Origin of the sequence: Bacillus cereus (assembly GCF_015071065.1) — a bacterium.
Lineage (GTDB): Bacteria > Bacillota > Bacilli > Bacillales > Bacillaceae_G > Bacillus_A > Bacillus_A cereus_BA.
This window is the reverse complement of sequence record NZ_VOVA01000003.1, coordinates 78,173-100,761: the sequence shown is the minus strand read 5'-3', so window position 1 is coordinate 100,761 and position 22,589 is coordinate 78,173. Positions and strand designations below refer to the sequence as shown.

Genomic DNA, 22,589 nt, shown 5'->3' with positions numbered 1-22,589 from the left:
AAAAAAGAATACTGTGTAAGTTACAATTTAAATGTGCAAATTATCAAAAAAATCGATGGACCTGATTTTGGAATTAACGATGTCTTAAATTCAATATTTCCAAATGAAATGAAAATGAAGATTTACATACCTATTGAGGAATAATTTTAAGGAGAGAATAACATGAATTTAGAAATGATTTTTGGAGATTTTCCAGTATTGGAATCTGCTAATCTAGTATTAAGAAAAATTGAAGAGGAACACTTACAAGAAGTATATATGATTTATGACAACGAAAATGTATTTGAATATTGCGGGATTATTCCTAAACATAATATACAAACGGTAAAGAAGATGATTGGTCATTTTGATAGAGATTATCATAAAAAAAGTAGAGTTAAGTGGGGTATCTTTCAGAAAAAGCAAAGTAATAAATTGTTAGGAATTATAGAAACTATGGATTTTAATCAAAAAGTGAACATGGTATCTATTGGTTACTTTTTAGCAGAGGACAATTGGGGGAAGGGAATTGCAACTGAATCTGTTCGTATGCTATTAAAATTTTTATTTGATGAAGTGAATGTAAATAGAATTCAAGCAGAGGTCATGCCCGCGAACGAAGCTTCAACTAAGGTTCTCTTAAAAAACGATTTTGTAAAGGAAGGACTGTTAAGACAAGCCACATTATGGTCTGGTAAGGGAGTTGTCGATTTAGAAATATTCGGCATCCTTAAAGAAGAATACACGAATATTTAAAATTTCTAACCCGTTCTCTTTTGAACCGGTTTATATGTTTGAAAGTTAGTGGGAACGATTTTTGGAAATCCCCGTGTTTCATAAATTATAAAAAAAAACGCAGAAGCATCATCCTGCGTTTTTTTATCGTAATTCAGCTGTTTTCCTAATAACAATCTTATCAATATCATCCTCTTCATCACCAATAAATAATCCGCGTTCTTTTAAATATGTTTCAAAGTATAAATCTGCTTCAGCGCGTTCATCGTATGGCTTTACAGATAGAACGAAACCTAATTTGTTTTGCTCTTCTAAATGAGAAGTAGAGATGTATGCCGGTACATTATGTCGTAAAAAGAGCTCTTTAACAGGAATGATCATATCTTTCATTAATTTTGATAACATGCCCATTTCAAACTCAAAATTAAAACGCTCTATACTAGATAAATCCGCGAATACTACACCAATAAAACCTGTATTAAATACTTCTTGATATTCAACGTCTTCGTTACCGTAAAAATTCTTTTCAATTAAATAATTTATAAAGTAAGCAACGCCATCACTTTGTTCAAAAGGTTTTGTTGAAAGAACAAAACCAATTTTCTTTTGTTTATGTAAATACACACATGACATGTATGCAGAGATATTATGTTCTTTAAATAACGCACTCGTTGCTCCAGATAGACCATCTAGTACGTGATGAACAATTTGAAGTTTTTTACGAGCGAAATAATAGGATTTCTTTTGTAACTCCAATGTATCAATAAAGACAGAGCCAATAAAGCCTGTATTTGAAATAATAGGTGTTTGCTTTTTTCTTCCTCTGCGCTTCGCTGGAGCCATTGTTAAAATCATCCCTTCATGTACGACTAAAATAAAAAGAACGTTTGTTCGTATATTTATATTTTACTATTAAAACGCACTAAAGTAAAGGGTTTTCGACGAAAAAACAACAAAAAAGACACCTATAAAAGGTGCCTTAAACGCTGTAGGGAATAGGGTTCGTCCCGATTATTTATATTATGATACAGATACAATCTCTTCTGTATCTTCTACATCTAAATGACAGTCCATTGTACGAACATCTTGATCTTCATGACTTCCGAAATAAATAGTAATTTTCATATGTATCGCTCCTTTATTCTAGGAATACCTAAAATAATTACTAGTAATATTAATATTTATTATATACCACTTTTTTCATTCCGACAATGTTATATCATTTTTTATTCTTTCATACTAAAACGTGTGATTTAAAGGCGTTAAAATGAGCGTTTTCAAAAAATAAGTAAAATTCCTAATATGTTATATTTAATATAGGAGTTATTAAATTATTACTTTTTATGAAAGGGGCACAATTGATGAATTATCAAAAGTTACTTATAGATAATTTCACATATAAAACTACATATGTTGCTCGTCATGTACAAGGGATGAGTGTAAAGGAAACGAAAGATTATATTGCCGTTGACTGTGGGTTACCAGCAGATACATTTAATATCATCACTATACTAAACAACAACTTAACGGACGGAAACGAGGAGTTATGTGCGGAGATTGAACATTTTAATCAAAAAAGATTTCCTGTGAGTGTCTGGTATTGGGATGAAATGCAAGAGAATAATTTTAAGAACGAGTTACTAAAACTTAATTTAATAGAAGCAGAACATAATATTGCAATGATCGCAGATTTAAAAACTATTCGTCCAACAATAGACGTACCAACAGATTTTACAATACAAAAGATTACTACGCTGTTACAATTACAAAAGTTTGGAGAAACGTTAGCAGCTTTATTTGGTACATCGATGGGAGGTACTCATGTTCAAGCATACTATAATCAAATTTCTTCTTTAAATTTATGGAATAGTGAAGACCTGAAACTATATATAGGCCTTTATAAAAATCAAGTTGTTTCTGTTGGTTCATTGGTATGTACAAAAGAGAGTGTTGGTATTTATGATATAGCGACTATAGAAGAAATGAGAGGGAAAGGATTCGGCTCAACTATGTTTAATTTCCTGCTGCAAGAAGCAAAGCGACTAAAAGAAACTTACTGTGTATTACAAGCTTCGCCTGATGGAATAAACATCTATAAAAAATCTGGCTTTCAAGCTGTAGGACAAATGACTGTTTTTGAAAATCGACATTTATTTGAGTAAATCCTCTAAGTCAAATTGCATTAAATATGGGAGTTAATATTTTGTTATGAAGAAAATATCTATCATTACAATCATTTGTTTCTTTATTGTAATAAGTATTTTTGTTTTTCATCCAGTAAATGAACAAAAATACACAAAAGCTATTAATCAACCAAATCATATTAAAAACATTGCACATAGAGGTGCTTCTGCATATACACCTGAACATACAATAGCATCTTATAAATTAGGACAACAATTAAAAGGTGACTATATAGAAATAGATCTCCAAATGACAAAAGACGGACATTTAGTAGCCATGCATGATAAAACATTAAACCGTACAACAAACGGTACGGGCTTAGTTAAAGAACATACATTACAAGAAATAAAGCAACTGAATGCAGGTTCTTTTTTCAATGAAAAATACCCAAATTTAGCAAAGGAAGAATTTAAAAGTGCTAAAGTGCCCACATTAGAAGAAATTATTGTAACGTTTGGACGTGATGCTAACTATTATATTGAAACAAAATCACCTGATGAATATCCAGGTATGGAAGAAAAATTACTAGAGATTATGAATCACTTCCAAATAAATGATAAAGTTATAATTCAATCATTTAGTGAAGAAAGTTTGCGAAAGATTCATAGTTTAAATGCTAATATACCTTTAGTGCAATTATTATCATATAAACAAGCAGTTCAATTAACCGCATCAGAAATAGAAAAGTATAAAACATACTGCATGGGTCTTGGTATGAACTACAAGTATATTGATGCAGCTTATGTTAAAAAAATAAAGAAATACGAATTAGAAGTTCATCCATTTACAGTAGATAATGAAAAAGATATGAAAAAATTACTTTCTTGGGGCGTCGATGGAATGTTTACTAATTATCCAGATCGTTTGCATTCAATATTGAATTTAAAAAATCATAAGTAAAAAGAATCCTCCGCTAGGAAATGATGTACAGCTGTTTTCCTGACGGTAACATAATTGAATACCTTGAGCCGAAGTTTAAATAACTATGCAAAAGAGAAACCAAAAAGAATCCAATAAAAATATTGGATTCTTTTTATTTAGTTCTATGCACCCATCGTGAAACAATAGGATAATGAAATTCTTTATTTTGTAATTCATATAAAATCCCTTTAAGTGGTCCTAAAATTACAGCAGCTAAAAGTATTATATATAGTGGAATTGTTCCAAAAATAACAAATAAGGAATTTGTACTCAAGTCAATGTGTAATAAGGAAAGCATGATCGTACGGATTACTATGAAGTTCCAAAGAGGTAAAAGGCCAAGAAAGATAATAAAGTAATTCCATGTATCATTAGTTTAATGTTTTTATCTTGTGATAGTATCATTAAAATCCTCCTATATTTAATTTAAATGGAATAATATAACCCATTATATCATCGGAAACATGGAATCAAAATAATAATACTACTTGCAGTATTAAGCATAATTTTTCATAAGCTTACTTAGAAAGTAATCAAAATGTAATTAATTCTTCCTTTGTTTTTTATATTTTTTTGATACACTGGCTACGAGAGGAATGCCAATTAAGGTAGGTAAAAACCAAAACCATATAGGCGGCAGTAAATTAATAATTGGAATATGAATGCCGACGTTTACTAAAAGCGCGGTTACGGCACCGATATAGGAGCCTAACATACCTCTAATATGGTGGCGAATCCAATTTTTCCAACGCTTTTTTCTTGCAAGGTAGCCATAAATCGCAAATGAATAAGAGAAAATTGCTACATAAAATAAATATGCGATTTTATCCCAATTTATTATGGACAATATAATTGCAGTAATGGTTATAACAACATACGATGCATGATATATTTCGCCCCATTCCGTATGTTTGCCTTTCTTTTTTTGAGCAACCATCGCTACAATACCAGTAATTAAACATATGGTTCCAAATAATATGTGTATGGTCAAAAGAATGTTGAAAATGCTCATAAAAGTTCCTCCTTTTTTATTTTTATAGTATTGCAGTATAGGAGAAAAGTTGAAAAATATAGTTAGTTCGCCTTAATATATTGAAATAAGGGTACTCCTAGAACAAAATGAAATGATTAAATTTTTTCTCGAATTTAGTGAGATGAGTATTACGTTAAATGAAGGAGAGACTTTTATGTTTACATCTATCACATACTTACAATCTGGGAACGATAAACAACAAAAAGTTTACGACGTTATGAATAAACTAAACATAATGGCGGATTTAGCTTTATATAGTCCTGTACTTTGCGGGACAATCCCTATTAGAATTGATACCCTTCACTCTGACTTAGATATTGTAATGGAAGTACATAATTATGATGTTTTTGAACAGGAAATTAGATCTTTGTATGGTTCATATGAAGGTTTTGAAATGAAAAAGAAAAACATTAGAAATATCTTAACAATAAAGGCAACTTTTCAATTTGAAGGTTTTGAGTTTGAATTATTTGGTCAACCGCAGCCAGTGCGTAACCAAAATGCATATAAACATATGATAGTGGAGCACATGCTATTAATGCAGCATCCACACATAAGGGAAGAAGTTATTCATTTGAAAGAAAAAGGTTTAAAAACAGAACTAGCTTTTGCTCAAGTATTAAAGATTGACGGAGATCCTTATGAAGAACTTATTTTATTGGGACAGGAAATGCGTTTGTGGTAAATAAGGTACATAAAAAATCCTCTTATAAATAAAAGAGGATTTTTTGTTATGTCATTAACTTACGGATTAATCCACTTAACAATTTAATCCCGTGAGTTATTTGTTCTGGCGAAGCATATCCATACGATAAACGTATATATTGATCTGATTCTTCTTCATAAATACGTCCTGGATTTAATAGAATTCCCTTTGATAATGCTTCTGAAAACAGTTTTTTCATCGGAATGTTAGGTACCACCCTTAGCCATATAAAAAATCCACCACTAGGAATATCCCATGTAGCAATATCTGCACAATACTTATCTAAAGCTTGTAATATCATTCGTCTGCGCTCTTTCAGGTGGATCCTTACGTTCGCAACGTGTTCTTCATAAAATCCTTTACTTAACCATTCTGCAGCAACTCTTTGAGATAAAGAACTCGATCCATAGTCTGTTTGCATTTTTATGTCTGATAATCTATCAATAACTGGTTGTGGTCCGATAATCCAACCAATTCTAAGTCCTGGACTAAGCGTTTTAGAGAGACTACCAATATATAATACATGTCCATGTTTATCCATTGATTTTAACGGAAGTGGAGGTAGTTCATCAATCCATAACTCACGATAAATATCATCTTCAATGATAGGCAATTGTTCTTTTTCGCAAATTTTTAGTATTTCTTTTCGGCGCTCTATGGACATTAATGCACCCGTCGGATTTTGAAAACAAGGAATCGAATATAAAATATTTTTCTTTTGACTATAATTAATTCGTCTTATCAAGTCATTAGGAAAAATGCCATGATGATCCATCTGTATTCCAGAAAGGTGAATATTAGCCGATTGAAATACATGTAGTGAATATAAGTAAGATGGTTGTTCAAGTAAAACAGTTGATTCTCTATGTAAGAGACCGATTGATATTAATTGTAATGCCTGCAATGCACCAGAGACTATTAATACAGAACTTGGAGATGTATTTATTCCGAATGATTTTACATAATTACTTATCGCTTCACGTAAAGGGAAATATCCTTTTTGTTCCTCGTATCCGAAATAATCTAGCTCCTCACATACATTTCGCATAATAAATTGCATAGTTTCTAACGGGAAAAGATGAGGTGCAAGTTCTCCTTTACTAAGATGAATGAATTTTTTGTTTGTTTCTGCTTCATTAATTTCTCGAACCATTAATTTACTTGGTTTATGAATACCGGCTTTCACATATTCACTCCAATCAGGCGGGGGATTAGTCGCTAATAATGACCATGTATTATTCATTACAATTGTTCCCGCTCCAATTTTCCCTTGAATTAAACCATCTGCCATAAGTTCTTCTAGCGCAGTTATTACAGTACTACGATTGACATGAAATAATTTCGCTAACTGCCGCTGACTAGGAATCTTACTTCCAATTGTCCATTCTCCGTTTTCAATTTTTTCTTTCATATAGTCTATTATTTGTCGATATTTTGGCGGTCTTTTATCGGTCGACATATTAAAAAGCTCCCTCATTCATTTTAAAAATGCAAAGTGGTTGGTTTTTTCGAGGAATAACTGGTTGAAGACATTGTATCAACTATTAAATATGATGAAAAGAAATAATTGGTAATAGGAAAATGGCTGGTTTATTGGAGAGGGAGAGAAAATATGCATAATAAAAAATGGGATTTTCGTATTGTATGTGCTCACGCTTTTACGATTCTTATATGGGGGACAGCTTTTCCAGGAATTCGTATGGGGCTTGAAGCTTACACGCCTGAACACCTTACACTACTACGATTACTGATTGCTTCTTTAATTCTTATTCTGTTTTCGTTAATATACAAATTACGTTTACCTGACTTAAAAGACATTCCAGTAATTTTTATATTTGGCGCTCTAGGATTTACTATTTATCATATTGCACTGAACTACGGTGAGAAGAGTGTGGATGCTGGACCTGCTAGTTTAATTGTATCTGTAACACCTATATTAACGGCAATTCTTGCTTCTGTTTTTTTGAATGAAAAAATGAAATTAAATGGTTGGATCGGTGGTGTAATTAGTTTAGCAGGAATTGCTTTTTTATCATTAAGTCAAGGAGATTCCATTCAATTGAATAGTGGGGTATTCCTTATATTATTTGCGGCATTTTCAGAAAGCCTATTTTTCGTTTTCCAAAAGTCGTACTTAAAAAAGTATGGTTTCTTGCCATTTACAATATATACAATTTGGTCTGGTACTGTATGTATGCTTATTTTTTTACCTGGGATTTATCAAGAAATCGTAGCAGCTCCTATTGTGGTTACTTTGAGCGTTATATATTTAGGTGTGTTCCCGACAGTCCTTCCGTATATTGCATTAGCATATATTACATCCCATGCCGGTGCATCTGAGGCAACAAGTTCTCTATATTTAACACCAGTAACTGCATGCTTTATTGCTTGGGTATGGTTAGGTGAGGTGCCAACCTTTGTTTCGATAATTGGAGGGATAATTACTATACTTGGAGTTGTGATTGCTCATTTAACATTTAAAAAAGATAATTATAAGCAAATCGGGAGCGAAAAAGTATGGTAAGACACCTCTGCGAGTAGTTGCACAATATTGAACTAATATGGGGTTTTTAATATAGATATAACGGAAAATATCTATATTAATCTGCACTAATCCAGCATTTGTACGGAATTTAATTATACTGTTAGATGATTACCAAAGTAAGAACTAGTATAATACTAGTTCTTTTTTATCGACACACTACACACCATTAATATTTGCTTAGAATTGTATAGATTTAAATTTTTTCCACATATACATAATTATCTTACCTATGAAAGGGGAACGTTTCTTGAAGAAAGTTTTATTTTTCGGAGACCCAGGTATTGATGATTCATTTGCAATTATGTACGGATTACTACATCCTGAAATTGAAATTGTTGGTATCGTAACTGGATATGGAAATGTTGAACATATACATGCCGCTCATAATGCAGCTTATATTTTACAGTTAGCAAACAGACAAGATATTCCTGTAATTAGCGGGGCAACAAAGCCACTTACAAATAAAATTACAACGTATTACCCTGAAATTCATGGACCAGAAGGATTAGGACCCATACATGTACCGGAAAGTGTATTATCTATTCCGATATACAATTTTGGTAGTATTGCTGCGATTCTTATAAAGTATGGAGAAGATTTAACAATTATCGATGTAGGAAGATCTACCTCGTTAGCAATTGCTTTTAATTTATGGAACGACTTGATGTTAAATGTAAAAGGAATTTATTTTATGGGCGGTGTCTTTTTAGAAGCAGGGAATGTTACTCCATTAGCAGAGGCGAACGTGTACGGAGATCCTATAGCAAGTAAAATTGTATTTCAGCAAGCGAAAAATATAACGTTATTCCCTTTAAATGTAACAAATCAAACAGTTTTAACACCAAATATATTTACTTATATTGTAGCTAATACAAAAAATCCATTTAAATCGATTATGAAACCCATGTACGATTATTATTTATCAGCATACCAAAAGCTCAATCCATCTATTGAAGGGCCATTATTACACGATGTACTTGCTATAAGCGGTTTGGTGAATCCTACTTTTTTAAATTACACATCCCGAAAAGTGACTGTGGATATATACGGCGAAACGAAGGGACAAACTTCCGCTGATTTTCGCCCGCACTCTAAATCTGAAGGGGCTCGTATAGCGTTACAATTAGATGAGGAAAAGTTCATTCAAGATTTTATTAAAGTTATGTTGTAAGGTGCTGTCGAAAAAGGGATTTATTTCACTTCGTTGAATATAAAAAATACATTCTCTTTATAAAGGAGCTTAAAATATTGAACGTTCAATTAAAAGTTGTTACGAGAGAAAATTGGGAAGAGGCACTAAAGTTACAAGTTAAAGAAAATCAAACAAAATTTGTTCCGGCGGTGGCAGTATCTCTTGCTAAAGTATACATAAAACCAGATGGTGAAAACGTTGAATATATTCCCTTCGCTATATATGACCGTGATCTTATAGTTGGTTTTGTTATGCACGCTTTTGTACAGGAGACAACAGACATGTATTGGATAAATGGATTTATCATTGATAAAAAACAGCAAGGAAAAGGGTACGGAAAAGCAGCATTACAAGAAATCATTAATTTAATAAAAAATAGATTTAAAGAGTGTAAAGAAATTAGATTAACTGTACATACGGATAATGTTTCTGCAAAAAAATTATATGAACGGTACGGTTTTCAGCCATTAGGACATGATTATGACGGTGAACAAGTGTATCGTTTATTTGTTTAACTTTAAATAAGGTAAATGACTAGGAGGAATATCAATTGAGCAGTAAATTCCATCATATTGTACGAGCTGTTATGATTAAAGAGGAAAAATTGCTAGTTGCTGAATACATAGGACATCACTATTTTTTACCTGGCGGTCATGTTGAAGTTGGTGAATCAGCAGAGAATGCATTAATAAGAGAGTTACGGGAAGAACTTGGAGTAAATTGCAGTATAAAACAATTTTTAGGAGTCATTGAAAACCAATGGCGAGACAAAGAAACGATTCACCCTGAAATTAACCACATTTTTGAAATAGATTCAGAAGAGTTAAATTATGATTTAGTGCCAATATCTAAAGAATCACATCTAGCATTTCATTGGATTGATTTTAATAATGAGAATATTAATTCTTATAAAATAATGCCGTCGCCTTCAGTTAAAGAATTACTTGAAAGAAGATTAAGTGATGAACTACTAAATTGTTGGATTAGTAATCTTTAAGTCTCTCTATTTATAGTAAATACGTCCACCGAAAAGATATAAAGAAAATAGGCTCAAAAACAAGGTACATCACCTAATGTAAAGTCATATTTTGTTGATGTACGCATTTAGTCTATAGCCTTGTTTCTACTTTATTTTAGGAAATATATATACTTAAAATTTTGGACGGAATTTATATTTATAAATGGAGGGGTTCGTAATGAATGAGTTTCAACAAGAACTACAATCATTAAACCTTAATGCTTATCAACCTGGTAATGTTGTGTATTGGGATCAACAACAAAGTCAATATCCTTATTACTACATTCAAGATGATGCGCGTCGTTGTGGTGGATGCGGTGGCGGCGGACGTTGTGGTGGTGGATGCGGTGGCGGAAGATGTGGTGGTTGTGCGGGTCGTTGCGGCGGATGTGTAGGCTGTGGTGGTTGTTTCAGCTGCTTTAATTGCTGGAACTGGTGGATTATTTAAGTATAGTAAATCAATAATATTTTACATGAAAGAAAAGTGTAGATATCAGTTTATACTGTATTGACGCTTTTCTTTCATACTGTCATTTTTATACGTTTTAGGGGGATGTTCGTTTGTACACATATGAGAAGTTAATTTCATGGGTAGAAAACATTAAAGAGACAAATCAAAGTTCTGCGGCAGCACTTTGTATTATAAAAGATAATACGCTTGTACTAGAGCACTATAGTGGAAGGCAATCAAACACATCAAATAGTAAAAAGATAACAGCAACTTCACAGTTCAATGTTGCTTCTGCTAGAAAAAGTTATTTAGGACTAATGGTAGCTTATGCACTTTATGAGGGGAAAATAAAATCTCTAGATGACGAAGCAGTAATTTATTTTAAAGACTATAATCCTTCGTTACTCGGTAAAACAACGATAAAACATTTAGTAACCCATTCGCACGGTTTAAATGAAACCGATGATGGGATAGTTTTGCGTGAATTTGAGCCGGGACAAGCTTGGGCGTATAGAGATATTAATGTAAGAATGATTACACGTCTTATTTATCAGCTTTATAATAAAAGTTTTCCTGAATTGTTAAAAGAGCGTGTATTTAAACCATCTAACTTCAAAGAAACAGGATGGAGGATACAGCAAGATGATAATTTAGTTAATGTTGTCGTAAATCCAAACGTGGACGCGATATGTAGTATTGGCACAGTAGATGATGGTACGGAAAAAAACCTTTTTGTCTCTGCTAGGGAATTTGCTTATTGGGGAAACCTTCATTTAAATCAAGGTGTCATAAATGGTAAACAAATTGTGCCAAAAGAAGTTATAGCACTTGCTACGAGCGTACAAAGTCCAGAGTATAAAAATAAAGAACTACCTCAAAACGGGTTGTTTTGGTTCGTTCAAAATGAACCTGCTTTATTTAGCGAACTTGGTGAGCGAGTTCCTAAAGGTTCCTATCAAATATTAGGAATTACAGGACCAACGATATTAGTCATTCCAGAATATAATGTCGTCGTTGCTAAAATGTACAATAAAAGATACAACTATGGTGGGGATAATTATTTATATTATTTACGTGAATTTAGCAATTTAGTCGCTGATACATTTAGTAGCAGTAAAAATAATATGGTTAGGGCATAACTACTCCTATAATAAAAAGGAGTGAACTTTAATGAAAAATGAAGTGAATAAAAATAAAAAGCAAAATATAAAGGATGTAGACACAGAACAAAACGCGATTTATAGCGATCCGAAAGATGCAGCTAATATGCAAACTGTACCGCAACCGAAAGACTTCGAGGAAATTGAATATTAATTTTCTCTCCGACTTATTTATGAAAGAAAAATACGTCTTAAGTCTCATCACTTTCAGCAAATTATTTGATAACATATGTACATAAGCATTCGAAAGTGTCTTATCTTAACAAAGCTTTCTTTAAATGCTGTATATAACCTACAAAAAGGCACTTCTTGATGAAGTGTCTTTTTGTGTAAGCTAACTTAATTTCCATTTTCCGTACAGTATCTTGCAATTTATCATGGATATACTAACTGTGAAAATTCATGTCATGATAAAAGAAGGGGACAGTTAGCATGAAACAAAAATCTATAAATCCGTTGCTAATTGTTCTAGGTACAATCATTGTTCAAATTGGCCTAGGAACAATTTACACATGGAGTTTATTTAATCAACCCCTTGTAAGTAAGTTTGAATGGAACCTCAATTCAGTCGCGATCACTTTCTCAATTACGAGTTTTTCTTTATCATTCTCAACTCTATTTGCAGGAAAGCTACAACAAAAATTTGGACTTCGTAAACTTATCGCTACTGCAGGAATTGTTTTAGGACTCGGTTTAATACTAAGTTCACAGGTTTCCTCATTACCATTACTTTATTTATTAGCCGGTGTTGTCGTTGGATATGCTGATGGAACAGCATATATTACCTCACTATCTAATTTAATTAAATGGTTTCCAAACCGTAAAGGACTCATTTCTGGTATATCTGTTTCAGCATACGGAATGGGTAGCTTAATCTTTAGATATATAAACGGGAATCTTATTAATAGTCTTGGTGTATCACAAGCATTTTTATATTGGGGTATTATCGTCTTACTTTTAGTATTGATTGGATCGTTCTTCTTACGCGAAGCAAATGTAAGTAACACCGTAACTGAAACATTACACAATGACTATACTCCGCGTGAAATGATGCGAACGAAACAAGCATATCTCTTATTTTTTATGCTGTTCACTTCCTGTATGGGTGGTTTATATTTAATCGGTATGGTAAAAGACATTGGGGTGCAGCTCGTGGGTCTTAGTGCAGCGACTGCCGCTAATGCCGTCGCAATGATCGCAATCTTTAATACAATAGGTAGAATTATTCTTGGAACGTTATCAGATAAAATAGGTCGATTAAAAATCGTCTCTGCTACATTTATTATTATTGGATTGTCCGTCTTCACTCTAAGTTTTATTCCACTAAATTACGGGATTTATTTTGCTTGTGTAGCAAGTGTTGCTTTTTGCTTTGGTGGTAACATCACCATCTTCCCAGCAATTGTGGGCGACTTCTTCGGATTAAAAAATCATAGTACAAATTACGGTATTGTTTACCAAGGTTTCGGATTTGGTGCACTTGCAGGATCATTCATCGGTGCAATACTTGGCGGATTTCAACCAACCTTCATTACAATTGGTGTTTTAAGTGTTATTTCATTCATTATTTCTATAGTAATTCGTCCACCAAATGCAGAGAAGAAAAAGGAAGTAAAGCAGTTACATCGAAAAATAGCTTAGTTTTAGAAAGAGTCCTTATGGTAGGGCTCTTTTTCATTACAACGTTAACTTTGCTGTGTTAATTGATCAGTAAAGACAGGACAATACAATTATGAAATGAAATGGAATAGAATAGATAAAATAAAAGGAGCGTGATATTTAAAATGAAGATAGTAAAGCAATGGGTCAAAGAAGATAGTGATTACATACGAGAAAAAGTAATTGAATATAATCAAAAACATCTTTCAAATGAAGAAAAAACTCCTTCAGAGCAGGTTAGTTTTATAGTTAAAAACGAAAAAGAAGAAATAGTAGGCGGGATAACAGCAATAACATTTTGGCACCATGTACACGTTGACTTCCTATGGGTTTCTGAAGAATACAGACACGAAGGATACGGAAGCAAATTAATAAAGCTTATTGAAGAATTCGCAATTGAAAAATAATGTAGGCTAATCAATGTAGATACGTTTAGTTTTCAAGCTCCTGATTTTTATAAAAAACATGGATATAAAGTAATTGGAGTGAGTAAAGATTTTCCCAAAGGACATAATCATTATTATTTAGAAAAAAGATTATAAAGTGTATAGAATTTATAATTCAAAAATAAAAAGAACGTACTTTGAATAATTTCTTCAAAATACGTTCTTTTTATTTTTATCAGTAGCGATCGCTTATTAACTAAGCCATTATCAGGTAAATGAAAGACTCAACTAACTTATATATATTAAAACGAGTTAATGATAGAATGTGATAAAGACAGAAAATTCCTTTTATTAAAATTAGAGGAGGTATGTATGAAAAAAGTCAATGTTACATACGCGCTTTTGTACAATAAAACTAACGAAAAGATCTTAATGGTAAAAAACAAAGGGGAAAATGGTTCTTATTACACATTACCAGGCGGTGCAGTTAAATTCGGGGAAACGCTAGAAGAGGCAGTAATTAGGGAAGTGAAAGAAGAAACAGGGTTACATATATCTGTAAACGGGATTTGTTCCATCAGTGAGGCCTTTTTCGAGGAGAGAGGTCATCATGCAATTTTCTTTAATTTTTTAGGTGAAATAATCAGCGGAGAAACATATATATCAAGGCCAAAAGAAATCGAAGAGATTACTTGGATGGAATTACATATAGCAGCACCCTATTTACGTATACCAGAACATTTACTAGATTTTTTACAAAGAAAAGAAACAGTACCTTATTTTTTTAACGGAACAATCGTTCATCAATCTTCATAAAAAATATTATCTTATTTAATTTAAGGCGGGGAAAAAATGGAGTTTATCGTTAAGCACAAACATTTCACTCAAGCACTTTCAGAAGTAAGTAAAGCCATATCAACAAAAGCTTTAATTCCTATATTATCTGGTATAAAAATAACAGCAGATCAATCTGGAATCACTTTAATCGCAAGTAACTCGAATATTTTCATCGAAAAATTCATCCCTATTTCAATCGAAGACGAACAAATTACAACTATCTTAAAAGCAGGAACAATTGTTGTACCTGCAAAATATTTCATTGAAATTATAAAGAAAATGCCAAGTGATATAGTAATAAAAAGTAAGAACGAGCAAATAATTACGATACAATCAGAAGAAATCACATTAAACTTAAATGGCTTTCCAGCAAATGAGTTTCCGAACGTACCACTTATAGACAATCATACAGAAATACAAGTAGAAACAGAGCAATTGATTGAAGTATTTAAACAAACTGTCTTTGCAGTAGCTAAAAATGAATCTAGACCTGTTCTTACCGGAGTACATATAGAGTTAGACCATAATAAATTAATTTGTGCTGCAACTGACTCGCATAGACTCGCTATACGTGAAACGCTAATTTCTACAAATGTGAAATCAAATTGTATTGTACCAAGTGCAACCATTAGTGAACTTTTAAAATTAATGAACAGTAATTCGGAATTCATATACATCTATCTTTCAGAGAGTCATATTATTTTCACATTCGGCACAACTACGCTATATTCAAGATTAATTGAAGGAAAATATCCTAATATATCTAGTCTCATTCCAAATGAATTTCAAACGGTGATTAACATAGATAGAAAAAAGATTTTACAAGGTGTAGATCGATCAAGTTTGTTAGCAAGTGAATGGGCGAATAACAACGTCAATTTAGAGATTATCAATGAATCGACAATTAAAATATCTTCTAACGCTTCTCAGATTGGTAAAATATCTGAAACACAACAAATAGATGCGATTCAGGGCGAAAAACAATTAAATATATCTTTCGATGGGCGATTTATGGTTGATGCTTTAAGGGCAATAAAAGAAGAAACAGTTACTTTAAGTTTCGATGGTTCTATGAGACCGATATTGATTGAAGCAGGAGAGCAATCTGCAGCAGTACATCTTATATCCCCAGTTAGAGCTTATTAGGACTAAAGGAAGGAATTACATTATGTACAAGCACACTTTATGTTTTATAAAAAGAAATGAAGAAATCCTTATGCTAAATAGAGAATATGACCCTGTAAAAGGTTTATGGAACGGGGTAGGAAGGAAGATAGAAACGGGAGAAACACCGTTAGACAATGCGATTCGGGAAATAAAAGAAGAGACAAATATAGATGTTAAGCAAAATCAAATCCAATTTAAAGGAATTATTAAATGGGAGGACTCTTCATACTCTGGCGGCATGTATGTTTATGTAGTAGAACTACCGTATGAATTTACATATCACACACCTAAAAAGGTATCCGAAGGGATTTTAGATTGGAAAAATGTGTCCTGGATATTAAGCGACTATAATTACGGTGTAGGAGAGATGTTACCTAAACTTTTACCTGAAGTATTTCATAATGAATTAATATTAGAGCACTCTTTTATATTATCTAATCATAAATTAATAGATTATAAGAATGAAGAATTGGTTAAGTTGGACAGTTAATTGTAATAGGAAGAAGCAGATGTAATTATTTAAGAAATAAATTTAAAGAAGTAAATCTTCTAACATAAAAGAGCGGGTAATTCTTAACTAATAGGTTCGCTTAAATGCAGAGAAAGAAACTTAATTATAAAAAAGAGCGAATCCCTTATAAGAAGGTTCGCTCTTTTTCACATATATAATTAAACTTCTCGCCACCAAGCTGATGAAGGATAATCTGCAGATTTTAAAGTAATAGATTCACCGATTTGTGGCGTTGTAATTTTAACTCCTAAACGATTTGCTTCTTTCGTAGCTCGCTCAATTGGATCACTCCATTCATGTAATGCTAATGTAAAAGCACCCCAATGGATTGGAAGAAGTAATTCTCCTTTAACGTCAATATGAGCTTGTACGGTCTCTTCTGGCAACATATGAATAGCAGACCATCGTGTATCATATTGCCCACATTCCATTAATGTAAGATCGAATGGACCGTATTTATCGCCAATTTCCTTAAAGTGAGGCGCATACCCGCTATCTCCACTAAAGAAGACTTTCGTTTCTTGACCAAGGATAACCCATGAACACCATAACGAACTATCTCTATCTGTCATACTACGTCCTGAGAAATGCCTTGCAGGTGTACAAACTAATTTAATATTATCAAACGTAATTTCATCCCACCAATTGTGCTCACTAATTTTACTAGGTGAAACACCCCATTTAATAAGATAACGCGCAACTCCAGTCGGAACATAAAAGTGTTTTGCGCGATCTTTTAACTGCATAATACTTTTATAATTTAAATGGTCATAGTGATTATGAGAAATGATAATCGCATCAATTTCCTGAAAATCTTCACGTTCTAAAGAAAAAACACCACTATAACGTTTACTATTAAAGACAGGAAATGGGGAAGAGGCATCGCCAAACATAGGATCTAATAACAGTTTTTTACCTTCTATTTTTAAAAGCGAGGCAGAATGGCCAAACCATGTAACACTCTCTATAGATTCAGTATGTAGATTCGGTAACACAATAGGTAAATTCTTTATAGGACGCAGCTTTGTTTTCATTTTAAAGTAATCAGTCATTAAACCTATAATATCTTTTGGTTTAAAACTTACATCAGTATGAATTTGATTTATATATTTCTTTTTCATTAGTTCTCCTTTTTACGTTTAACAATATACGTATGTTGTTATTCTAGCTGTTATTAGTGTAAACTATATCGTTTTACCTTTCATCTTTAATGCAGTACATTTCATAAATTCTTCAAATTTATTATTTATATATAAAACCGAATTCATTTAGCAGCAGCTAAAACTAATATATGTATTTGTAGATTGTTTTAATTTAGTAAATTCCTTCTCATATACAACAAAGAACATACGCCCTGATTTATATTAAAGAAGCAGGTAGATATTTAGTCATTCAAAGGAAGGAGAGTTTGTACATGCATAAGGAAAGTAAAAAGAAGTCAAAATGTAAACTATCAAAATCTGAAATAATTCATCTGTATGCAGAAGGGAAGAGCACTTCAGAAATCGCCTTACTTGCTAATGTCTCTGCTAGGTATATCTGTATGGTTCTAACAGACAACAACGTACCACGGTGAGCTATAGGTAGCTGGAAGAGAAAGTACGAATTAAAAGAAGATTATTTTAAAAACTGGTCAAATAATATGGCATAATTCCGGAAAGAAAGTCTAAGTTTAGACCAATTACAAGATCGAAAACTTAAAAGAACTCGAGCTGCTGTTAATCAAAGAAAACAAAATCCCCTTAAAGAATATATGGAAAATAAATGCATTACTACAGCTTGTTCCAATTTAGATATAAGCGAATTAACTTTTAAAAGTTGGTTAAAAAAAGATAATCAATTTAAAACAGACTATGAACGAATTAATTTAATGAATAGCAATAATTCATTATAAAAATTCAAAAAACCTTAGTATACCTATGCTAAGGTTTTTAATTTGAGATTATTAGAGGATACTTACTTTTAATTATAGAACTTAGCAAATACATAGATTTTACAATTAACTTATTTAAATAGGAGGGATGTAATGGTGCTTGCTAATAATACTCCAGAGAAAATACTACAAACAGCTTATGAGACTAAAATGATTTCATCTGGAGATAATTCTCCAACTATAAAAATAAGTGAAACAAATCTTCAATATTTACTTGTTATGCTTCATCTTAGAATTGAATCAAATACTATAAAGACAATACTAAATTGGACTAATGAAGAATTTGAAAAGCACATTTATTCATTAGAATTAGAAGGTTTATTGAAAAGGACAGGAGAGGGCTACTATCCGACGTGTATGGTTATAACAGCTTATGAAGGGGATAAATTGTATAACCTATGTAAACCTCTAATTAAACCTACACTTAAAATAATTGAGAAATATTCTAATCAAATTGAGATTATTTCTAAAAGAATTGAAACATTTAATCATTTACCTAAAGAATCGTATAGTCTATTACTTTATAGTGGTGTGTTACTAGATTTTAGACAAATAGATAATATTGAAGAAAACTATTTAGAAACGGAACGACCTTTGAGAAATGGGAAAAGATATTATTATGCGATCCAAGAACAAAAACAAACAGACATAGAGGCCTTTGGGATGTATGGTAATACGTTTTTGGATTTAGGAGAAGTTCAAATTGGACTTTATGGAAATAATCGATTATCCCAGTGTTTAAAGCAGCAGACTTATCTATACTTAGCGAAATCGCGAACACGATCAGTGAAGATTTAGTCTTATTGTTCAAAGAAAATGAGCAACCTTTAAAAGAATATTACGTAAGCAGCAGATACTCAAAAGAAATAACTTATGAAGAATTTTTTATATGGTGGTATCACTTTTTTTATACAAAAGTAACTGAAGAAGTAATAAAACAAGACGTAATTAGAAGCAGCCCTCGAGGGAATCAAACATATATAATCTTTTAAAATGTATGTAACATTGTAGCAGGAGGATAAGTGTATGACTGTTATATGCTTAGTTAGGCATGGGGAAACTGAGTGGAATGCTATTGGAAAGCTCCAAGGTCGCGAGAACATTAAGCTAAATACAAATGGAACAACAAGCTGAAAAATGTGGTTTATATTTACGTGAAAAACAATGGGACATTATTATTTCTAGTCCTTTATCAAGAGCAAAGCAAACAGCTGAAATCATAAATACATACATGTTAATACCAGTAAACCTTATTGAAATGGAGAATTTTATAGAACGTGATTATGGTATGGCTTCAGGATTAACGACAGAAGAGCGGACGAAAATATTTCCAAATCGTAATTATATAAATCAAGAACCAAGAAAACTACTAAAAGCAAGAATTATAACCGGTTTAAATTTAATCTTAAAAAAATACCCAGGTAGTAATATTATTTTAGTTACTCATAGTGCTGTCATAAATACAATCCTTGCTCTCATATCAAATAATGAAATTGGTTCAGGAAAAACAAAAATTTTTACCGCTTGTATCAGTAGCATCTATTACCATCAAGAACAATGGAAAATAAGTGAATACAACAAAATAAATCATTTGTGAACAGATAATAATTCAGAAATCAATTCGAATTAAAATATACGGAAAATGCGATATAAAAAAGGAGAGAAGGACCTTGCGAAAGAAATTTATCAATCCGAAAACTATGCCAACAACTTTTGGATACTCACATATAGTTGAGGTTAATAACGCTAAACGGACAATTTACATATCTGGACAAGTAGCGATTAATACGGATGGTCACATAGTTGGGATTGGAGATTTAGCTACACAAACGCGACAAGTATTTAAAAATATCAAACTTGCATTAGAAGCTTCAGAATTAAATTTTAATGATGTAGTAAAATTAACATTTTTCTTAACCGACATTTCACAGATGGCCATTGTTAGAGATGTTCGAGATCAATATATCAACACTAAAAATCCTCCAGCAAGTTCAGCTGTAGAAGTTAACAAATTGATTCACGATGAACTATTAATCGAAATCGAAGCAATTGCTGTAGCAAACTAATTTAAAAACTTATTATCAATTAAATTAATATCGAAGCAATTTGTTTAAAATTAACGATTAAACAAATTGTTTTTTTGTCCTAACTAAAATTTGTTTGCGGTAGTATTTATGAAAATAAACAACAAAAATATATTAGAGCAACTTATCCAAGTTATTAAGCTTTATCAATTCATATAACACACAGCCAATCATGAACAAACAAAGAAAAGGGAAGTGTAACAGCCTTTACTGATATATAATGAGTTTATTACTTTTTTCTAGTTAACATAATATATATTATACAAAGTTGTATAGAGTAAGTGTTTATCTGTATCAAAAACCAAGTAAACTATACTTAATGAGACGAAACGGAGATTTTCAATGAGATTTATACTAACTCAGACTTAAATGATTTTTTACGTTTTTATCACTAAATTTATATTTAATCCGTTCATAGCAAATTCGAATTTAAAATTCATGAATCGTTCTATTTACAAACACAAAAAATTTTACGTAACGATACATTTAAAACAAAAATTTAAATTCGATTAAAGTGTTTTTATTACGAATAAATTTTCCACTGATTGATTTATCATTTTTAGCTACATATATGATTTGCTACATTATTTTTATTTATTTCATATCATTGCTTGACTTTTATTACGATTGCTATCTTTTAATTTAGTTAACATAATTAAATATTCTTAAAACAAAAATCTTCCTAACTGTTAGGAAGATTTTTTAGCACTTAAACATATATACACCAATAACTTGGGTCCTATTCCCTATTTAAACATAAGCAATGCTCTAAATTGTTATTTTAATAGCAATCCCAATTGTAAATTACATTAGAAAAATCCAAATTCACTAAGTCTTCCATACGTATAAAGAAATTAGCAACACCGGAATCTCCCCACATAATATTTAAAGTATCATCCGTATCGATTTGTAATAACAAAACATTATGTTCTCGATACTTTTCTTCCCATTCTCGTGGATCTGTCTGTGTAAAAAACGGATAGCCACCAATTTTATGCCCTTGACCCTCGAAATAGTCATCGTACAGTTCACCTAGCTCTATTTCATTTTCACCATCAATAATTTCTTCTTCTAAATCAATTTTATCTTTAAATATCTCTTCAAATCGATAGTCTCTTGTTGTTACAGGTTGATAACCTAATTCAAATGTTAGTTTAGCTGCTTCAGGTATGATAAAATCCTCTAAATTTAAAGTGTTTAAATAACTAAAATCAGTGACAATTTCGGTTAAATCTTGCGTTATTTCAGGATGATAAATAATACGAAAATCCTTTTGTATAGCTGGCTGATCAAAGTCTGCTCCGAAAAGTTCATCTTCTGCACTAATAAATAATTGTAGCAGTCCCTTATTTGGCATGAATTCAATATGAGGTATTTCTTCAAAGTTTAACTGCGCAAGTAACATCATATGTTGTCCTGCTGAATCTTTAGGATGTTCATCCTTTATAGGCAAATACGGAAATCCACCAAATTTACTCTCAAAAAATGTTGTTTCTGCTTGAGTCCCAAACATTTTAATATAAGGTTTCACACTTTCTTCCAAATTACTTCGATACTGCTCGAGTTCTTTCGGTATCTTAAGCTGATACGTATTCTTCATTTCTCCTGCCTCCCTTTAAAGATAAATAATAAATGCCTACCTCGATTATATTGCAAAAGGTGGTTGCATTAAAAAAAGCTAAAATTCCGTTTTCACCCTCATTTTTTGCGCGCTTGGCGGACAAAGTAAATTATGTTCTGAGATCTTTTTATTAATAGTTGTAATTAACTTAGCTGCTTCTGCAGTATCCGTTTGTTCTTTTAATTTTTCTTTTAAATTATCAATTTCCTTTGAAAGCTCAATCCACATAGGCAAAACATGATTATTTTTCAAAGTTCTATAAAGCTGCTTTTCAGGATTGTATGAAAGGTCTTTATCAAGATTAAGAGGCTTACCTTTACCAGGCAAATTATCAAATGCTCCTTTCTTTTCTGCTTGTTTTACGATAGAACTAATATGATCCTCATACGTATAGGACCAAACTTTCTCATCTTTTACTAAAATTTCTTGTTTTTTTAATTTTTTATCTAGTTCTTCTTGATTCATAG

The 22,589-nt window shown here is 31.7% G+C and carries 22 protein-coding genes and 5 pseudogenes; 20 read left to right on the top strand and 7 right to left on the bottom strand.

What is annotated here, in order from left to right; genetic code table 11:
* Positions 1 to 162: 162 nt before the first annotated feature.
* Entirely contained in the window at positions 163 to 735 is a 573-nt protein-coding gene (locus tag FT637_RS11120) for a GNAT family N-acetyltransferase (protein ID WP_193646345.1), read from the top strand.
* Between the two features lie 123 nt (positions 736 to 858).
* Here FT637_RS11120 and FT637_RS11115 read toward each other — a convergent pair whose 3' ends face one another.
* Positions 859 to 1,557: a hypothetical protein gene (locus FT637_RS11115; RefSeq protein ID WP_193646344.1), complete on the bottom strand. Its 699-nt coding sequence runs from the start codon at positions 1,555 to 1,557 to the stop codon at positions 859 to 861.
* A gap of 518 nt (positions 1,558 to 2,075) precedes the next feature.
* On the opposite strand from FT637_RS11115, the gene FT637_RS11110 reads away from it, so the two are divergent.
* On the top strand, positions 2,076 to 2,876 hold the full coding sequence (locus FT637_RS11110) for a GNAT family N-acetyltransferase (RefSeq protein ID WP_193646343.1): 801 nt from the start codon (positions 2,076 to 2,078) through the stop codon (positions 2,874 to 2,876).
* Between the two features lie 46 nt (positions 2,877 to 2,922).
* Positions 2,923 to 3,798 carry a glycerophosphodiester phosphodiesterase gene (locus FT637_RS11105; RefSeq protein WP_193646342.1) on the top strand — a complete coding sequence of 292 codons (876 nt, stop codon included), beginning with the start codon at positions 2,923 to 2,925 and terminating at the stop codon, positions 3,796 to 3,798.
* Positions 3,799 to 3,931: 133 nt separating this feature from the next.
* Here the strand turns inward: FT637_RS11105 and FT637_RS11100 are convergent.
* Positions 3,932 to 4,224 (bottom strand): annotated as a pseudogene (locus FT637_RS11100) (hypothetical protein).
* A 139-nt stretch (positions 4,225 to 4,363) separates the two neighbouring features.
* The gene (locus FT637_RS11095) at positions 4,364 to 4,831 is read right to left on the bottom strand and encodes a DUF2306 domain-containing protein (protein ID WP_193646341.1); all 468 of its coding nucleotides are present in this window, start codon (positions 4,829 to 4,831) and stop codon (positions 4,364 to 4,366) included.
* 175 nt (positions 4,832 to 5,006) lie between these two features.
* Here FT637_RS11095 and FT637_RS11090 point away from each other — a divergent pair, with 175 nt between their 5' ends.
* The gene (locus tag FT637_RS11090; RefSeq protein WP_193646701.1) at positions 5,007 to 5,537 is read left to right on the top strand and encodes a DUF4269 domain-containing protein; all 531 of its coding nucleotides are present in this window, start codon (positions 5,007 to 5,009) and stop codon (positions 5,535 to 5,537) included.
* A gap of 46 nt (positions 5,538 to 5,583) precedes the next feature.
* Here FT637_RS11090 and FT637_RS11085 read toward each other — a convergent pair whose 3' ends face one another.
* On the bottom strand, positions 5,584 to 7,017 hold the full coding sequence (locus tag FT637_RS11085; RefSeq protein WP_193646340.1) for a PLP-dependent aminotransferase family protein: 1,434 nt from the start codon (positions 7,015 to 7,017) through the stop codon (positions 5,584 to 5,586).
* A 153-nt stretch (positions 7,018 to 7,170) separates the two neighbouring features.
* On the opposite strand from FT637_RS11085, the gene FT637_RS11080 reads away from it, so the two are divergent.
* From FT637_RS11080 to FT637_RS11025, 12 genes and pseudogenes are all read left to right on the top strand, one after another.
* On the top strand, positions 7,171 to 8,082 hold the full coding sequence (locus FT637_RS11080; RefSeq protein WP_193646339.1) for a DMT family transporter: 912 nt from the start codon (positions 7,171 to 7,173) through the stop codon (positions 8,080 to 8,082).
* A gap of 268 nt (positions 8,083 to 8,350) precedes the next feature.
* The gene (locus FT637_RS11075) at positions 8,351 to 9,274 is read left to right on the top strand and encodes a nucleoside hydrolase (protein WP_193646338.1); all 924 of its coding nucleotides are present in this window, start codon (positions 8,351 to 8,353) and stop codon (positions 9,272 to 9,274) included.
* A 77-nt stretch (positions 9,275 to 9,351) separates the two neighbouring features.
* The gene (locus FT637_RS11070; RefSeq protein ID WP_193646337.1) at positions 9,352 to 9,810 is read left to right on the top strand and encodes a GNAT family N-acetyltransferase; all 459 of its coding nucleotides are present in this window, start codon (positions 9,352 to 9,354) and stop codon (positions 9,808 to 9,810) included.
* A 35-nt stretch (positions 9,811 to 9,845) separates the two neighbouring features.
* Positions 9,846 to 10,292, top strand: coding sequence for an NUDIX domain-containing protein (locus tag FT637_RS11065; protein WP_193646336.1), 447 nt, complete (start codon positions 9,846 to 9,848; stop codon positions 10,290 to 10,292).
* A gap of 199 nt (positions 10,293 to 10,491) precedes the next feature.
* Positions 10,492 to 10,761, top strand: coding sequence for a heterocycloanthracin/sonorensin family bacteriocin (locus FT637_RS11060; RefSeq protein ID WP_193646335.1), 270 nt, complete (start codon positions 10,492 to 10,494; stop codon positions 10,759 to 10,761).
* Positions 10,762 to 10,874: 113 nt separating this feature from the next.
* On the top strand, positions 10,875 to 11,903 hold the full coding sequence (locus FT637_RS11055) for a serine hydrolase domain-containing protein (RefSeq protein ID WP_193646334.1): 1,029 nt from the start codon (positions 10,875 to 10,877) through the stop codon (positions 11,901 to 11,903).
* A gap of 31 nt (positions 11,904 to 11,934) precedes the next feature.
* Positions 11,935 to 12,078, top strand: a complete 144-nt coding sequence (locus FT637_RS11050; protein WP_193646333.1) for a hypothetical protein — start codon at positions 11,935 to 11,937, stop codon at positions 12,076 to 12,078.
* 278 nt (positions 12,079 to 12,356) lie between these two features.
* Positions 12,357 to 13,565, top strand: coding sequence for an OFA family MFS transporter (locus tag FT637_RS11045; RefSeq protein WP_193646332.1), 1,209 nt, complete (start codon positions 12,357 to 12,359; stop codon positions 13,563 to 13,565).
* A gap of 143 nt (positions 13,566 to 13,708) precedes the next feature.
* Positions 13,709 to 14,125 (top strand): annotated as a pseudogene (locus FT637_RS11040) (GNAT family N-acetyltransferase).
* A 216-nt stretch (positions 14,126 to 14,341) separates the two neighbouring features.
* Positions 14,342 to 14,785: an NUDIX hydrolase gene (locus FT637_RS11035; RefSeq protein WP_193646331.1), complete on the top strand. Its 444-nt coding sequence runs from the start codon at positions 14,342 to 14,344 to the stop codon at positions 14,783 to 14,785.
* 36 nt (positions 14,786 to 14,821) lie between these two features.
* Positions 14,822 to 15,952: a DNA polymerase III subunit beta gene (gene dnaN / locus FT637_RS11030; RefSeq protein ID WP_193646330.1), complete on the top strand. Its 1,131-nt coding sequence runs from the start codon at positions 14,822 to 14,824 to the stop codon at positions 15,950 to 15,952.
* Between the two features lie 22 nt (positions 15,953 to 15,974).
* Positions 15,975 to 16,463: an NUDIX hydrolase gene (locus FT637_RS11025; protein ID WP_193646329.1), complete on the top strand. Its 489-nt coding sequence runs from the start codon at positions 15,975 to 15,977 to the stop codon at positions 16,461 to 16,463.
* Positions 16,464 to 16,642: 179 nt separating this feature from the next.
* On the opposite strand, the gene FT637_RS11020 is transcribed toward FT637_RS11025, so the two are convergent.
* The gene (locus tag FT637_RS11020; RefSeq protein WP_193646328.1) at positions 16,643 to 17,605 is read right to left on the bottom strand and encodes an MBL fold metallo-hydrolase; all 963 of its coding nucleotides are present in this window, start codon (positions 17,603 to 17,605) and stop codon (positions 16,643 to 16,645) included.
* A gap of 293 nt (positions 17,606 to 17,898) precedes the next feature.
* Between FT637_RS11020 and FT637_RS11015 the strand changes: the two are divergent.
* From FT637_RS11015 to FT637_RS11000, 4 genes and pseudogenes are all read left to right on the top strand, one after another.
* Positions 17,899 to 18,378: pseudogene (locus FT637_RS11015) on the top strand (hypothetical protein).
* A 135-nt stretch (positions 18,379 to 18,513) separates the two neighbouring features.
* Positions 18,514 to 19,409, top strand: a pseudogene (locus FT637_RS11010) (hypothetical protein).
* Positions 19,410 to 19,443: 34 nt separating this feature from the next.
* Positions 19,444 to 20,014, top strand: a pseudogene (locus tag FT637_RS11005) (histidine phosphatase family protein).
* A gap of 73 nt (positions 20,015 to 20,087) precedes the next feature.
* Positions 20,088 to 20,483, top strand: coding sequence for a RidA family protein (locus FT637_RS11000; RefSeq protein ID WP_193646327.1), 396 nt, complete (start codon positions 20,088 to 20,090; stop codon positions 20,481 to 20,483).
* Positions 20,484 to 21,282: 799 nt separating this feature from the next.
* Here FT637_RS11000 and FT637_RS10995 read toward each other — a convergent pair.
* Positions 21,283 to 22,101 carry a YwqG family protein gene (locus FT637_RS10995; RefSeq protein WP_193646326.1) on the bottom strand — a complete coding sequence of 273 codons (819 nt, stop codon included), beginning with the start codon at positions 22,099 to 22,101 and terminating at the stop codon, positions 21,283 to 21,285.
* A gap of 78 nt (positions 22,102 to 22,179) precedes the next feature.
* On the bottom strand, positions 22,180 to 22,587 hold the full coding sequence (locus FT637_RS10990; RefSeq protein WP_193646325.1) for a DUF1992 domain-containing protein: 408 nt from the start codon (positions 22,585 to 22,587) through the stop codon (positions 22,180 to 22,182).
* Between the last annotated feature and the right edge of the window lie 2 nt (positions 22,588 to 22,589).